Here is a 15,581-nt window from a genome sequence, read left to right as displayed (position 1 = left end):
CGGCCGGAGCTGCAAGGTAGCCCGGCCCGACGCCGTGCGCAAAGCCCCTCTCGTCGGTAACGCGGCTGCTCAGAGGGCAGATGACGGGGCCTCCCGGCCTCCGTCCAGGGCGATGGCTGTTGCATCAGGTGGTCGGTGGATCGTGGCAGACTGCGAGGGAAAGCGGGTCGGCGGCCGCACTTGTTGCATCAGGCTCCGGGCGGTCCACCGGGTGGAGCCGTCCCCGTGGTCGGCCGGCCGGGCCGGACCGGCGCGAAATTTCTCGGATTCCGAGACGCTATCCAGGAAGTGAGACGGGCATGGGGGTCGCCGCCTACCGGACGGTCGCAGCCGATCTGCGCCGCCGGATCGAACAGGGCGAGTTCGCGCCGGGTGAGCCGCTGCCCTCGCGGGCCGACATCGCCCGCGCCTACGGCGTCGGCTCGAACGTCGCCGCCGCCGCGGTGCGGGCCCTGGTGGACGACGGTCTGGCGAAGGGGCGGGCGGGAGTGGGAGTCTTCGTCCGCGAGCAGCGCTCCTCGAGCACCATGGAGCGGTCCTGGACCCGTCAGCGGCTCCAGGGCAGGCTGGCGCTCAGCGAGGGCGGCCGGGAGGCGTCCGGAGCGGGCTCGGTGCGCGGCAGGCCACGGTCCCGGACGGAACCGGCCTCCCCGGAGACCGCCCGCCGCCTGGGCATCGCCGCCACGGACCCGGTGGTCCGCAGCGAATACCTCCTCACCCGGGACAGCAGTCCCGCCATGCTCTGCGTGAGCTGGGAGCCGCTGAGCATCACCGGCGGAACGCCGGTCGCGCTGCCGGGAGCCGGGCCCATGGCGGGCAGCAGTGTCATCGCCCGCATGTCCTCCATCGGGCTGCCGGTCACCCGCTCCACCGAGACCGTCACGTCCCGGTTCGCCACCCGTGAGGAAGCGGAAACGCTGGACATCGCCCCGGGCGCGCCGGTCGCGGCCATAGAGCGCACCTACTACGGGGGCGAGGGTCCCCTGGAGACGGCGGATCTGGTGATCCCCGGTGAACGCTTCCGCCTCGCCTACGAGATCCCCGCCGTGCCCGCCGACGGCCCCGGCCCGGCATGAGACGCCCGGGCACCGCCGTGGCCACCGGCCCGGCCGGGGCCCGGGGCCCGGGTGTCAATTGGGCGCCCCCGGCGGTATCCGGGGAAGCGGATCCGCCCGCACCGATGCCGCGTCGGTCAGATGGCCACGGATCAACTCAGCGGCCTCCCGCTCCTGAGGGCCGCCCACCCGCTCCAGTTCCCCGGCCAGTTGGCGCAGCACCGCCCGGATCTCGGCCCGGACCGGGGCGTGCAGCTCATCGGCGCCGAGCGTGCGGAGCAGGTGATGCAGCAGGACCCAGTTGGCGGTGTACTGGACGGCGGCACCCGCCACCACGTCCGGCGCGACCGGACCGGGCCGCCGCCAAGTGGCGGTCAGCAGCGCGTCCAGCAGGCCGGTGACGCCCGGCACGGCCGCATCGACGGCGTGCTGCCAGGCGAGGCGGTTCAGCCGCGCGGGCTCCAGCAGCGCCTCGGTCACCACCGCCGCGGCCGACCGCACCGCCGTGAACGGGTCGAAGACCCGGCCGCCGGCGGTGTCGAAGGACTGCGCGGTCCGCTCGTAGCGGATGGCCGGGGGAGTCACCGAACGCAGCGCCGCCCCGGGCAGGGCCAGTTCCTCGGCGCCCAGCAGGGATGCCAAGGTGTCCACGGCCCGCCACTGCGCGGCCCCCTCCACGGCCGTCGATCCACCCCCCGGCTCTCCGGCCAGGCCGTACGCGTAGTGGACGCCGCCGATCAGACGGGCGACGGCTGTCACCTCGTGCCGGTGGAGCAGGTACAGCAGCACCAGCCGCTCCTCCAACTCCCCGGTCTGCCTTCCGGGCGGCAGGACTCCGGGCGAGAAACCCGCCAGCGCGACGGCGCGCACGCGCAGGATGGCCGCGAGCGAGGCCAGGGCGTCCCCGTCCATGACCCACGGAACGCCCCCGGGGTGGGCCGCGCCCGGCCCACGGCCGTCCTCGTCGGTGACGTAGCTCAGCCCGGCCTCGGCGGCCTCGGCGCGCAGCCCCGCCAGCGAGCGGCCCTCGTCACCCTCCGGGAATTCGCCGTACGCGTGGGCGACGAGGAAGTGGTCCCACGGGCCCAGGCCCGGGCCGTACGCGGCGGACAGGTCCGGCTCTCCGTCCTCGGTGACGGAGATCCGCGCGTGGGGGTAGTCCATGACCGAGGGCCGGGGGTGCGATGTGCTGGCGAAGTTGTGCATGAAGCCGAGGGCGTGCCCGATCTCGTGGGCCGCGAGGTGGCGCAGCCGGGCCAGGACCAGTTCCTCGACGGCGGCGAGCCGCCGCGTCTCATCGGGGTGGCCGTAGGGGGCCAGCAGGGCCTCGCCGAGGGCGCGGACCTGTTCCAGGCGCTGTGATCCCAGCCGCACCCGCGCCGTGAGGATCTCGCCCGACCGCGGATCGGTCAGCGCCTGACCGTGCGACCAGCCGCGTCCGGCCCGGTGCACCCACACCACCGCGTTGACGTCCGGATCGTGCGGATCGAAGTCCGGCCCGCCGGCCTCCACCCGGTAGGCGTCCGGTATGCCCAGGCGGGCGAACGCCTCCCGCCACCAGTTGCCGCCCTCGATCACCGCCGCGCGGAACGGTTCGGGGATCGCCGGGTCGACCTGGAAGACGATCGGCCGCCGGACCCGGCCGGTGGCGGAACCGGTCCTCTCCAGCCGGAACCGCGGCTGGAACATGACCCGGGTGTCGCCCGTCCCGGACATCCCGTGATCGGTGTGGCCGATGCCGTAACCGCCCGATCCGGGGTGATAGCGCCGGGCGGCGAGCGGCCGCCGCGGCAGCCGGAACAGGATGAGGTGCTGGACGAAGGTCAGCGCGGACGGATCCGCGGCGACGCCCCGCACCGCCGCGCCCCGGCCGGCCCCCCGGAACGTCAGCAGGGCCGGCAGGCGGACGCTCCCGGGCCCGGTCCGCGCCTCGCCCGTCAGCGCGAGACTGGCCGAGGCGTCGAGTTCGTACTCGCCCTGTTCCCGCTCGTACAGGTGCTCCGCCAGCCGGTCGAGGTCCGTGACCACCAGGTCCGTGGCGTCCACGACGGCGGCACCCGACTCCTCGCGCAGCACCGGCCCGCTCCACAGCACGGCCGGTGCGAAGGACTCCTCACCGGCCCGCACGGCGGCCGGGTCACCCGTGGTCCGGTAGTGCTTGTTGCGCACCACGAACAGCACACGGTCACCGACCCGCCGGAACTCGGCCGCCCGTGCCTTGCCCAATCGCCCGCGGTCCAGGCCCAGCTCGCTGGAGCCCAGGCCCTGGGCGTGGGACACCACCAGAAGCAACGGGACGCCGAACTCCCGGATGCCGAGCAGCACCCGGCCGCCGTGGCCTTCGTCGCCGATCAGCACCACGGCGGCGGGATCGGTGGCAGGGAGGCTGGGCTCGGTGTCGGTCATACCGGTGTCCTCGGAAACGATCGGGTGGCCCATGGCGGGCGGGACGTGGCCGATCCTAGGGGCACGCGCCGGACCTGCGCATGGCTGTCGGACGTGGCCACCTGAAGCCCCGATGCCTCTCGTATTCCGACCGCGCCGCTCGCCCTTCCCGTGCGGGCCCAGGACCTCTCCCCGTCGCATACCGGAGAGAGGAGAGTGGTGACCGCGTGGCTTCATCGTCGGTTTTGGGCATCAAGGCCCGGTTGCCAGATAGTTCGGGCCTTGGCCCTGACGCGTGCGTTCGACGGCATCGAGACGGGCGAAGGGCGTCTCGCCCATGAGGCGTCGCCACTCGGCGAGATCATGGACGGCCCACAGGTCGTGCTCGGCCGGGTCGAGCCGGATGCGGCGCAGTTGCTCGGAGCTGAGTCGGCCGCCGTCGAAGACGAAGCCGATCTTGCCCAGTGGCCAGCGGGGGCCCGGGGGGCGGTAGTGCGTCAGCAGCAGGCGTGGTTGGCCCTGGCCGAGTTCGAGCCCGGTCTCCTCGGCCGCTTCCCGGCGTGCGGTCTCCAAAGGGTCTTCCCCGGCGTCGGTGTTGCCTCCGGGAAACTGCCACAGGCGGTCGCCGTACACGGAGCGCAGCTGAACCGGGCGATCGTGCTCGTCGCGGATGTACAGACAGCCGTACACCGTGTGATGGGGCACCGTCTGAACGTACTCCGCGGGAGTCAGGGGCATGGTGCGGCCGGGCCGTCCCGGACGGTGGTCGAACTCGAAGGCCAGGGCACCGAGGGCTTCCTTGTCCGGTGGGTAGATGCGGCGGAGGTTGGCGAGCTGCTCCTCGCGCGTGGAGCCGGAATCGATGCGTGCCGGATCCTCCGCGTCCAGAAGCTCGTCGAATGAGCTGTACGGGGTGATCCGCTTCGCGACGATGTCGAGTTCCCGCCCACTGTCCGGCTCGCGGAAGACGATTGTGTCCCCGGTTTCGACGGCCGCCCTCTTGGCTGTCCCGACGCGTACTTCGATCGTTTTGCGTCCGGATTCCACCTGGGCGTAGTAGCGCTCCCGCAGGGTGAAGTGGTGCTGTCGCGAGGTGGGCGTCGCGTCTCGGGCATTGGCGGGTGCGTGTTGCGTGTGGTTGGCCGACGGCGAGGACGGTGGCGTGGCCTCGACCGGGTGAGGGCCGCGCAGGACCACGAAGGCCAGCCCTTCGGCGTCGTGACGTTCGGTGGTGGACCAGCCGGCCCGCAGGTGGGCGAGTTCGTCCTCGTCGAGCGCGATGCCGCGCCGCTCGGCCGGAGTGTCGGCGGCGAGGGGGGTGATGACCACGATGGCGGCGCCAGGTCGCAGGCGGCTGCCGAGGGCCAGCATGGTTCGGTCGCGGTGCTCCAGGAAGGGATACACGAACCGGAGGGTGATCACGTCGTAGCCGTCGGCGTGCAGCGGCGCCCAGTCGTCCAGCTCGATGTCCAGCCGCAGCCACTGGGCGGCGTTTCCGTGCTGGGCGGTTGCCTCGGCGAGGGCGCTGTCGGACCAGTCGACGGCGTCGACGTGGTAGCCGAGCGAGGACAGGTGGGCTGCGAGTTCTCCGACCCCGCACCCGACGTCGAGGGCCTTGCCGTCGACAGGGGCGGGAAGGTGCGTGGCAAGCAGTGACCGCTCACGGTCGCTGAGCCGGCGATAGCGGCGGCCATCGGCGTAGCCGGCGTTCCATTCGTCCTGTGTGATGGACACGAGGGGTACGTCCTTCCCAAAAGCGACGGGTTCGAGGCGGTGGCGCAGAGGGTGTGAAGGGACCGGGGCGGCCGGCGCCGTGGTGGATGGGATCCTCTCCGCAGCGGAACGGGTGGGGAAGCGGGCCGCGGGCCGCGTCGGTGAGCGCGGTCCTTCGGCCGGCGCTGGTGGTCACGCGCAGCTGCCCGCCCGGCCGCCAGTGCGCTGCTGGAGTGCCCACAGGGACCTGAACAGCCGGGACAGGTTCCCGACCCGTTCTCCCCGACCAGCGCCACGATCTCGCCACGCCGCACCCGGAGGGACACCCCGCCGAGGCTGTCGTTCGCAGCGCCGTCGTACCGGTAGGTGACGTCGCGGACCTCGAACCGCTCCGGTGCCCCGGTGAGGGTCTTGGTGCCTCGGGAGGTCGCCATGGCCTGGCCGTGGGCGTTGTCGAGGAAGCTCTGCCAGTCCTGCACGTACCAGCCGGTGCGTACCAGCCGGGCCCCGCCGTTGATGATGCCGCGCACGGAGCCGGTCGCCGTTTGGAGGGCGAAGACCGCGCCGCCTCCGGCCGCGAGGTCCATACGACCGGAGGCCAGGAGCCAGAGCAGCGCGGCCCACACGGCGGCCGACGCCACGCCGCCGGCGACGGCGCCGGCCAGCCGCATCCACGCACCGGTGTCCGCGGCTTTGCGCTCTGCCGCGTTGACCGAGGCGGCGAGCCGCCGGTACCGGGTGATGAGGAAGGGGCCGGCCAGGCAGGCTCGCATCTCCTCGCTGGACTCCAGGTAGGCCATGTGCCAGCGGAGCTTGTGCAGCATCCGGCGCCGACCGGAGGTCTCCAGCGCCGCCAGGTACACCACCCGCGCGGCCCGCACATACGTGGCGGCCTGCGGCAGACACGCCAGCAGGAGCAGAGGAAGAAGTGCTGGGTGAAGCACAGTGAGAACGGTCGCGCCGGCGGCGAGCGTCGCCGTCGCGGCCAGCACATCCTGGGCCACGTCGACAAGGTCGGGAGTGGCCTGCGCGCCGCGGTCGGCGATGTCGTAGAAGTCGTTGCAGCCGGGCTTGTCGTTCGCCGCCAGCTCCGCGCCGAGCGCGGCCTCGATCATCGTCAGCATTGCCGCCCGGGCCAGTACCGGCCGCAGCCGCCCGGTCAGCCACGTCACCGAGATCCTCAGCAGGGCGCGCAGACCGGTCGCCGCGGCGATGACCGCCAGCTGCGGAGCCGCTTCCCATAGTCGCTCGGTGATCCCTCCTGCTGAGACCAGCGCGGTGATCGTCGCCGTGACCGCGAGCAGCCCCAGAGCGGCGAGCACACCTGTGCCGACCTGGCACGCCAGCAGTCCGAGCGTGGCGCCGCGGTCCACCTGCCACGCCATCTTCAGGGACCGCAGGACCAGCGCGGGCAGCCGCCGTGCCATCGTGCTGGTCGTCATCTGTGCGCCGGCCTGGAGTCTGGACTTGTCGCGGTACAGGAATTCCTCGTCCCGTGCGCTGTTCGCGTCGTCCGGCGTGCTTGTGCCCGATGTGTCGGGAGTTGGTTGTTCTTCTGTGCTGGCCGAGGTCAAGGTGGTCCCCCTTTGACGGTCGCGCGCGGCTGGCTTGTGAGGGTCAACGACCCAGCGGGAATTTCGAACACATGTGTTTCGGTCGGGCTTGAAACCCCGTGATTGAGCGCCTGCCGGAGCATGCGGATTGCACCGACCCCTGCCCTGCAAGGGCCGGGCCCGGAAGGGCGGTGGCCAAAACGCCGACGGTGCCGCTGAGACCCGCACGCCGCTCTTCGGCCGGACATGACGACCGGTGAGAGTCGGCCTGGCGCAGCAGCCGCCATACCCCGGCCACCGGCGGGCTGCTGCGGAACCTGTGCGCGATCACCGCTTGGACGGGAGCCTGCGCCGACCGTAAAGGCACGCAGTCGTATACGTCGGGCACTTCGTCCAGGCTGTCGATTGAGGCGTGGTCTCGTGCAGCTCGAGCATCTCGTCCAGGTCGATGCACTCGAACATGGCGAAATCGCTGGCCGCGACCAGATCCTCGACGGCTCGTCGCTGCTCAGCGGTGAGGGCTGTCACGAGCTTGTCCCTGGCCGTGGACAGTTCCTACAGGAACTTGGCCCGGCAGTCGGTCGGCTTCCGGGTCGTAGAAGGAGACCATCTGCTTCGGCGACGGCATCGGCGCCATACGCGCCGACGCCACTGGCCGGACGGAACGGGGGGCGCGTCGCCCACCCCCACGTTCGACCCGAACCTCTCGCTCTGAGGCCGGCCCCATGCTGCGGCCGCCGACACATACTCGCGCGTTGGCGGCCGCGTCGTGCCACCGCCCATTGCGACAGAGCGGGCAGAGCGAAGAGAACAAGCAGCAGGGCATCAGTCGCCGATGCGACACCAACGGGCGGTGGCCTGGAACGCCGGGTCTACGCCTTGCTGTCGGCGTGTAGACCGAACGCTTCGAGAGCCAGTTCCCTGTCGGTCGCCTGGGGCATGGTCGCCGACGGCTACCGCCCCGACCGCTTCGACATCATCGGCGCCCTGATCTGTCTCGCCGGAATGGTCGTCATCATGTACGCGCCCCGCGGTCACTGACCCCACCAGACGGCTCGCGAAGGCCAAGATCATTCCTTCGCGCCAACCACGGCTCCGCTGATTCCCGGACGCCGGCCAGGCTCGTGAATGCAAGGTTTCGTGAATTCAGGCTTCAGTGTACTGTCGCTGATGTGCTGACTCTCGCTGCTGACATCGAGGTGCTGGCGCGGTTCGGCCGTGCCCTCGCTGACCCGATCCGCTGCCGGATCCTCCTCGCCCTGCGCCAGGCCCCGGCCCATCCCGCCGACCTCGCCGACACCCTGGAGATCTCCCGGACCCGGCTGTCGAACCATCTGGCGTGCCTGCGCGACTGCGGCCTGGTCGTCGCAGTGCCGGTCGGCCGCCGCACCCGCTACGAACTCGCCGACGATCGCCTTGGCCACGCGCTGGACGACCTGCGCGTCGCCGTGCTGGCGGTCGAGGCCGACAAGACCTGTGTGGAGGCGGACGAGAAGGGCTGCTGCTGAGGTGACCGCCGAGATCCCTGTCGGCATAGGTCCGGCCCCGGCCCGCCGTGACGTCCTCGCCAAGCGGATACGGCTGCTGGTCGCGGCCACCATCACCTACAACGTGATCGAGGCGATCGTCGCGATCACCGCTGGGACGATCGCCTCCTCCACCGCGCTGATCGGCTTCGGCCTGGACTCCGTCATCGAGGTCTCCTCCGCCGCCGCGGTCGCCTGGCAGTTCTCCGCCCGCGACCACGCGGTGCGCGAAGCGCGGGAGAAGACCACCCTGCGGATCATCGCGGTGTCGTTCTTCGCGCTCGCCGCGTACGTCGCCTTCGACGCGGTCCGCGCCCTGGTCGGCGCCGGCGAGGCCGACAGCTCGATCCCCGGCATCGTCATCGCCGCCCTGTCGCTGGCCATCATGCCGTTCCTGTCCGCCGCCCAGCGCAAGGCCGGACGCGAACTGGGCTCCGTCAGCGCGGTCGCCGACTCCAAACAGACCCTGCTGTGCACCTACCTCTCCGCCGTTCTCCTGGTCGGCCTGGTCCTCAACGCCACCCTCGGCTGGTCCTGGGCCGACCCCATCGCCGCCCTCGTCATCGCCGCCATCGCCGTCAAGGAAGGCCGCGACGCCTGGCTGGGCAAGGGCTGCTGCGCGACACCCGCCGCCGCGGAGGTCCCTTCCGCCGGCACCGAGACAGACGCGTGCGGCTGCCGCCCCGGCTGCGACTGCTGCGGCTGAACCGACATCCGCACACGCACGCACAGGGCTCCGGCCATCACGTGACCGGAGTCCTGTGCCGTCCGCAGCCGCACGTCCGCCTCGGCGTCCGCGTCGTAGCGGACACCGGCGAGCGCGGCCGCTCGGTCGGGGATCGGTGAGTAGTTGAGGCGCGAGCCATCGCAAGAGCCGGCAGGCGAGCTGATAGATCAGACGTACCGCCACGACCCGAGGTCCGGTGCGGTTCGGCAGCGCCCCAAAGGGGCGCGGGGAACTGCGCGACCAGCCACGACGGACCCGCAGACGACGCACCGGACCTCCGGCGGAGCGCTCAGGCGTCCGTCAGCCGGGCCTCCTCCAGGTCCAGGGAGCGTTGCAGCCGACGGCGGGTCGTGTCGCTGATGCGGTGGTCGTCGTACAGGCGCTGGAGCTCGGCCTCCTCGACCGTGATCAGGTCGCGGCGGAGTTGGCGATAGGTGAGGTCGGCGGATTCCGTCGGGGTGCCGTCGCCGTTGGCCTGCGTGAGGCGGTCGCGGGCGTGGTCGAGTCGGGCCGTGAGACCGCGGCGGAGGCGGTCGAGGACGACGCTCGGGACGGCCTCCAGCTCCGAGATCTCGTCCAGGCGGCTGAGGCCGGCGTTCGCCAGGCTGCAGCGGGCCTCTGCCTCCTCGCGTTCCGTGTGGTCGGGTTCGAGGGCGATACCGGAGCGGCGTACGACCGGGGCGGAGGGTGAAGCCCTGGACGACGAGGGTGACCACCACGACCGAGGTGGTCAGGACCAGGACGAGGGGACGTTCCGTGAGCGCGGAGCCGTCGTCCGCCGCGACGGGGATGGACAGCGCGGCGGCCAGCGGGACCACGCCCCGGGTGCCCGCCCAGGTGAGGACCACCGGGACCCGCCAGTTCATGGGCTGGATGCCGCCCTTGCGCTGTACCACCGCCGACAGGGGCGCCAGCCACAGCATGCGCATGGCGATCAGGGTGGCGGCGACGGCGAGCGCGTACAGAGGCCGGGCTCTGTCGCCGTCGGACAGGGCGTGCACCTGCGCGGGCAGGGCGAGTCCGATGAGGCTGAAGACGACGCTCTCCAGCAGGAAGACCACGGTGCCGTAGACCGCGTGGAGCTGGAGGTCTCGATCTCCGGAGTGCCCGGTATGAGCGCGATGGCGAGGCCCGCGACGACGAGCAGGGAGGGGGCGGGGACGCCGACGGCGTGCGAACGTCGCCACCACTGTGGCGAGTACGACGAGGGCCAGGACCGTACCTACGCTGCGCATGCCGTCCCCTTGGTCTGAAAAGGAGACCGTGTGGCTCCCTGCCGACCAGACTTCCCGGCACACCTCCTTCACCCTATCGGGCCAGGGCCCGTCAAGGCAGTGTCAACGTCCTCGTGACCGGCGCCAAGGATGCGTCAAGGAGTGCGCAGAGCGCCTGGAACAAGCGCTTCGGTAGGGGAAGCAACCCTTCCCCTCGGGGAGTTGATCGCCAGTGAGCGGAGCGCGTCGGCTGCGATGAGTGACGTACGGACCAATGCGAGTGACGTACGGACCGTCGGGGGTGAGGTACGCCCTGGACGACTCAAGGTCTACCTCGGGGCCGCCCCGGGGGTAGGGAAGACCTACCGCATGCTCGACGAGGCGCGGCGCAGAGCGTCGCGCGGCGCCGATGTCGTGGTCGGGTTCGTCGAGTGCCACGGGCGGCCCGGCACGGAGGGGATGCTCGACGGCCTGGAGGTCGTCGAGCGAGCCTCGTGCGTCTACCGCGGCGGGGAGTTCGAGGAGATGGACCTCTCCGCCGTCCTGGCGCGCCGCCCCCAGGTCGCGATCGTCGACGAGTTCGCCCACAGCAACGTCCCCGGCGGCGACCGCAACCCCAAGCGCTGGGAGGACATCCAGAAACTGCTCGCGGCGGGGATCGATGTGATCAGTGCCCTCAATATCCAGCATCTCGAGTCGCTCAATGACGTCGTAGAGAAGATCACCAGGGTGCCGCAGCACGAGACGGTGCCCGACGAGGTCGTACGACGGGCCCATCAGATCGAGCTGGTGGACATCCCGCCCGAAGGGCTGCGCCGGCGGATGGCACACGGCAACATCTACGCACCGGAGAAGGTCGACGCGGCTCTCGCCAACTACTTCCGGCCCGGCAATCTGACCGCGCTGCGTCAGCTCGCCCTGCTGTGGGTCGCCGACCGCGTCGACGAGGCGCTGCAGTCCTATCGCTCGGAGCACGGCATCGGCGGGGTGTGGGAGACCCGGGAGCGAGTGGTCGTGGCCCTGACGGGCGGACCGGAGGGCGACACGCTGATCCGGCGGGCCGCCCGCATCGCCGACCGGTCGGCCCGCGGTGACCTCCTCGCCGTCCACGTCACGCGCAGCGACGGCCTGGCCGCCGGCGCCTCGCACGCCTCCCTGGCCCGGCAGCGGCGGCTGATCGAGGATCTCGGCGGCAGCTACCACTCCGTGGTCGGTGACGACGTCGCCACCGCCCTGGTGGACTTCGCCCGCGCCGAAAACGCCACCCAGCTCGTCCTCGGCACCAGCCGCCGTGGCCGGCTGGAACGCTTCGTCACCGGACGCGGCACCGGCGAAACGGTGGTCGAACTCTCCGGGGACATCGACGTCCACAAGGTCACGCACGAGCGCGCCGGGCGTGGCACGCTGCTGCCCTCACGCAAGCGCACGCTCTCGACCGTACGCAGCATCGCGGGTCCGGTCGCCGGTCTGCTGCTGCCGGTGGCGCTCACTTTCCTGCTGGATCTGGACGTGGCCAGGGACCGGCTCAACCTCACCAGCGAGGCCCTGCTCTTCCTTCTCACCGTGGTGGGGGTGGCCTGCATAGGCGGGGTCGTGTCGGCGGTGATCGCGGCGGTGACGGCGTCGCTGCTGCTCAACTACTGGTTCATCCCTCCCATCGGTCAGTTCACGCTCGACGATGCGAACGCGCTGCTGGCCCTGGCGGTCTTCGTGGTGGTGGCCGCCGTGGTGGCCGCTGTCGTGGACCGCTCGCTGCGCTTGTCGAGACGCTCGGCCCGCGCCACCGCCGAGGCGGAGACCATGTCCTCGCTCGCCGGCACGATCGTGCGGGGCGGCGCGGCGATACCCGCCCTGGTGGAACGTACCCGCGAGACCTTCGGCATGGACTCCGCGGAGCTGATGGACGAGTCGCCCGGAGAGGACGGCGTGACGGCCGTACCCGCGGGCCCCGGTGCCTTCCTGGTCCTGCGCGGTCGCACCCTCACGTCCTCCGAGCGGCGCGTGCTGGCCGCCTTCGCCGCGCACGTGGGGTCGGCGGTCGAGCGGGCCCGGCTGGCCGAGGCCGCCGCCGAGGTCGAGCCGGTCAAAGCCGCCGACCGGATGCGTACGGCTCTTCTACGAGCGGTCGGCCACGACCTGCGCACCCCGCTCGCCGCGGGCTGGGCGGCCGTCACCTCGCTGCGCAGCCGGGACGTGAAGTTCTCGCCCGAAGATCGGGACGAGCTCCTCGCCACCGCCGACGAGTCCATGGCCAGGCTGAACCGGCTGATCGAGAACCTCCTCGACCTCAGCCGCCTCCAGGCCGGCGCACTCACCCTCAACCTGCGCGCCACCACCCTGGAGGAGGTCCTCCCCGCGGCGCTCGCCGACACCCCCGAGGTCGAGGTGACGGACTTGGAGGAAGTTCCCGCGGTGCTGGCCGACCCACCCTTGCTCGAGCGGGTGATCGCCAACCTGGTCGGCAATGCCGCCCGCCACAGTCCCGCCGGGCGCAAGGTGCTGCTGACCGCCAGCGCCCACGCGGGCCGCGTCGAACTCCGCGTCGTCGATCGCGGTCCCGGCCTCCCACCCACCGACCGCGACCGGATCTTCGAACCCTTCCAGCGCCTGGGCGACACCGACAACACGACGGGCCTCGGCCTGGGTCTGGCTCTCTCGCGGGGCCTGACCGAGGCGATGGACGGCACCCTCACCCCGGAGGACACTCCCGGTGGGGGGCTGACCATGGCGCTGTCCCTGCCCTTCGCCGAGCGGGCGGAGCACGCCAGGGGTACGCAGAGCATAGGAGGCGGGCGTATGGGCTCCGAAGCGGCGTACGAGGGCCTGGGCTCCGAGGGCGCTGTGGTGGACGCGGAAGGTGAGGTCACGGCGTGATGACCGGCTATGCGCTCCGGGACCGGCTTGCCCTGCCGACGGGCTTCGAGGGACCGCTCCCGGTGGCACTCGTGCTCGTGCCCTTCCGCACCGCCTGTCCCGTACGAACGCCGCGCTGATTCTCCGTCGTGGCCGTTGTCGCGGTCGCCGCCCTCGGGAGCCGCGTGGCGGGCGCGCTCGCGGCGCCCGATTACGCTCGCCGATCAGACTGGCGTGGCCCTCGATGCGGCTGGACCGGTGCAGGACGGCTGATCCCGCGGAGGGGCTCCATCGGTCACTCACGGCGGCGTTTTCGGCGGACGCATACGGAACCTTGACGCCTGACCCCCACCGCATCCGGCACGGGGCCGGGATCGCCGCGCTGCACCGCGACCCGCACTCGCCTCGAACTGCTGGTGTCGGCGCACCCGGACGAGCAGACCCTGCGGGCCGCGGGAGTGCAGCGCTGGTGGCCGCCGCCACGGTCGTGGTGGGGTCAGGCCTTCACCCCGGCAGGAGTCGTGTGGGTCACACGACCGTCAAGACCGCGTCAAGGTTGAGGGCTTTGGCGCGAAGAAGCCGCAAGGAGCGGTCGGACATGGCCGGAATTGGACAGACCCTGGGGCACCGCGTATCGCCTCCCCGCCTGCGCGGGCCTTTGTCACGAAGGAGCACGTATCCCATGTCTGTCCTGACCGCCGGGCCGGGCGAGGCCCCCGCCGCCGAGGAACCGCCCGATACCGGTGAGCGCCACCGGCTCACCGCCGTCACCGGCCTGGCCGCCCTCTCGCTGGATGCCATGGCGTCAGTGGCGTATGGCCCCGAGGCGATCGTCCTCGTGCTGGCCGCCGCGGGCGCGCACGGCCTCGGCCTCACACTGCCGGTCACTCTGGCGATCGCCGGGCTGCTGGCGGTGCTGGTGGCCTCCTACCGGCAGGTCATCGCCGCGTTCCCGGACGGCGGCGGGTCGTACGCCGTCGCCAAGACCCATCTGGGGGCGAGGACGAGCCTGGTGGCGGCGTCGTCGCTGGTCCTGGACTACGTACTCAATGTCGCCGTGGCGGTCACGGCCGGTGTCGCTGCTCTGACCTCCGCCTTTCCCGAGCTGTACGGCGAGCGGCTGTGGCTGTGCCTCGTCGTGCTGGTGCTGATCACGGCGGTGAACCTGCGCGGGATCGTGGAGTCGGCGCGGGCGTTCATCGTGCCGACCGCGGTCTTCGTCGTCTCGATCCTGATCCTGATCGGGGTGGGGCTGTTCCGGTCCGCGCCCGTCAGTACCGAGGCCGCCGCGGGCCACGCCTCCGTGCTCTCGGACAACGCGACGACGGTCGGCGCGCTCCTTTTGCTGAAAGCCTTCGCCTCGGGCTGTTCGGCACTCACCGGTGTGGAGGCGATCGCCAACGCCGTGCCGTCCTTCCGCGTCCCGCGGGCGAAGCGGGCGCAGCGCGCGGAGGTGGCGCTGGGTGCGTTGCTCGGTGTGATGCTGATCGGCCTGTCCGTGCTGATCTCCCGTTTCCACCTCCAGCCGGTCGAGGGCGTCACCGTCCTCGCGCAGCTGGCCGACGCCTCACTCGGCCACAATGGGGCGTTCTACGTCATCCAGTTCGCGACCATGATCCTGCTGGCGCTGTCCGCGAACACGTCCTTCGGCGGGCTCCCGGTACTGCTGAAGCTGCTGGCCCGCGACAACTACCTCCCCCACGTCTTCGCCCTGAAGGCCGACCGCCAGGTCCACCGCCACGGCGTGCTCGCGCTGTCCCTGGTCTCCGCCGCGCTGCTGGTCTTCTCCGGCGGTGACACCAACACCCTCGTGCCGCTCTTCGCCATCGGCGTCTTCGTCGGCTTCACGATCGCCCAGGTCGGCATGGTCCGGCACTGGCGCGAGGAGCGGGGGAGGGGATGGCGGGGCAAGGCGCTGCTGAACGGGTTGGGTGCCGTGCTGACCGGCGTGTCGGCCGTGGTCGTGACGGCGACCAAGTTCGAGGACGGCGCCTGGCTGATTGTCATCGCCCTGCCGCTGCTGGTGGCCGCCTTCACGGCCGTGCACCGCGCATACGCCCGGATCGGCGAGCGCCTGGGCCTGGGCCGCATTCCCGAGCCACCGCATCGAGACCGCTCCGTGGTGATCGTGCCCGTGTCGAACCTGTCGCGGCTGACCGTCGAGGCTCTGAACGCCGCCGCCTCGCTCGGCGACGAGGTACGCGCGGTCACCGTCTGCCACCCCGACCCCGAGGACCGCGCGCAGACGCACGCCCTGGAGCGCGCCTGGGCGCGCTGGGACCCCGGGGTTCCGCTGATCCAGCTCACCTCCGAGCGCCGCTCCCTGGGCCGCCCGATCGCCGTGTACGTGGGCGAGACGGCCGCTGCCGGGCCCGGTACCCGCGTGACCGTGCTGATCCCCGAGGTCGAGCCGGACCGGCTGTGGCAGCGGCTGCTGCAGAACCAGCGGGGCGCCGTGGTCGCCCACGCCGTGCGGAAGGACACGGACGCGGTGATCTGCAGGCTGCGATTCCGCATCTGACCCCTCACCCCGGCGGCCCGCGCCTCACGGTCGT

General features: G+C 71.7%; 8 protein-coding genes and 3 pseudogenes. 6 read left to right on the top strand and 5 right to left on the bottom strand.

Annotated elements, in window-relative coordinates:
- Positions 1 to 299: 299 nt before the first annotated feature.
- Positions 300 to 1,076: a GntR family transcriptional regulator gene (locus J5X86_RS27405; protein WP_208519375.1), complete on the top strand. Its 777-nt coding sequence runs from the start codon at positions 300 to 302 to the stop codon at positions 1,074 to 1,076.
- A gap of 54 nt (positions 1,077 to 1,130) precedes the next feature.
- Here the strand turns inward: J5X86_RS27405 and J5X86_RS27400 are convergent, their stop codons facing one another.
- The 4 genes and pseudogenes from J5X86_RS27400 to J5X86_RS27380 form a co-directional block, all read right to left on the bottom strand.
- A complete protein-coding gene (locus J5X86_RS27400) occupies positions 1,131 to 3,461 on the bottom strand; it encodes a zinc-dependent metalloprotease (protein WP_208519374.1) in 2,331 nt (776 codons plus the stop codon).
- Positions 3,462 to 3,692: 231 nt separating this feature from the next.
- Positions 3,693 to 5,174, bottom strand: a complete 1,482-nt coding sequence (locus J5X86_RS51010) for an NUDIX domain-containing protein (protein ID WP_308124749.1) — start codon at positions 5,172 to 5,174, stop codon at positions 3,693 to 3,695.
- Between the two features lie 245 nt (positions 5,175 to 5,419).
- Positions 5,420 to 6,727 (bottom strand): annotated as a pseudogene (locus J5X86_RS27385) (ABC transporter); the annotation flags it as partial.
- A 306-nt stretch (positions 6,728 to 7,033) separates the two neighbouring features.
- Positions 7,034 to 7,234: a hypothetical protein gene (locus J5X86_RS27380; protein WP_208519373.1), complete on the bottom strand. Its 201-nt coding sequence runs from the start codon at positions 7,232 to 7,234 to the stop codon at positions 7,034 to 7,036.
- 396 nt (positions 7,235 to 7,630) lie between these two features.
- Here J5X86_RS27380 and J5X86_RS27375 point away from each other — a divergent pair.
- The 3 genes and pseudogenes from J5X86_RS27375 to J5X86_RS27365 all read left to right on the top strand — a co-directional run.
- A pseudogene (locus tag J5X86_RS27375) lies at positions 7,631 to 7,747 on the top strand (hypothetical protein); the annotation flags it as partial.
- A gap of 131 nt (positions 7,748 to 7,878) precedes the next feature.
- The gene (locus J5X86_RS27370) at positions 7,879 to 8,214 is read left to right on the top strand and encodes a helix-turn-helix transcriptional regulator (protein ID WP_208519372.1); all 336 of its coding nucleotides are present in this window, start codon (positions 7,879 to 7,881) and stop codon (positions 8,212 to 8,214) included.
- Position 8,215: 1 nt separating this feature from the next.
- Entirely contained in the window at positions 8,216 to 8,938 is a 723-nt protein-coding gene (locus tag J5X86_RS27365; RefSeq protein ID WP_208519371.1) for a cation transporter, read from the top strand.
- A 310-nt stretch (positions 8,939 to 9,248) separates the two neighbouring features.
- On the opposite strand, the pseudogene J5X86_RS52970 reads toward J5X86_RS27365, so the two are convergent.
- Positions 9,249 to 10,053: pseudogene (locus J5X86_RS52970) on the bottom strand (cation:proton antiporter); the annotation flags it as partial.
- Positions 10,054 to 10,428: 375 nt separating this feature from the next.
- On the opposite strand from J5X86_RS52970, the gene J5X86_RS27355 reads away from it, so the two are divergent.
- Positions 10,429 to 13,047 carry an ATP-binding protein gene (locus J5X86_RS27355; RefSeq protein WP_208519370.1) on the top strand — a complete coding sequence of 873 codons (2,619 nt, stop codon included), beginning with the start codon at positions 10,429 to 10,431 and terminating at the stop codon, positions 13,045 to 13,047.
- A gap of 661 nt (positions 13,048 to 13,708) precedes the next feature.
- A complete protein-coding gene (locus tag J5X86_RS27350) occupies positions 13,709 to 15,547 on the top strand; it encodes an APC family permease (protein ID WP_208519369.1) in 1,839 nt (612 codons plus the stop codon).
- The last annotated feature ends 34 nt before the right edge of the window (positions 15,548 to 15,581 follow it).

Source organism: Streptomyces sp. NEAU-YJ-81, assembly GCF_017592595.1.
In the GTDB taxonomy this organism is placed as follows: domain Bacteria; phylum Actinomycetota; class Actinomycetes; order Streptomycetales; family Streptomycetaceae; genus Streptomyces; species Streptomyces hygroscopicus_B.
The sequence above is the reverse complement of the archived record's forward strand: the minus strand, read 5'-3'. Positions and strand labels throughout refer to the sequence as shown.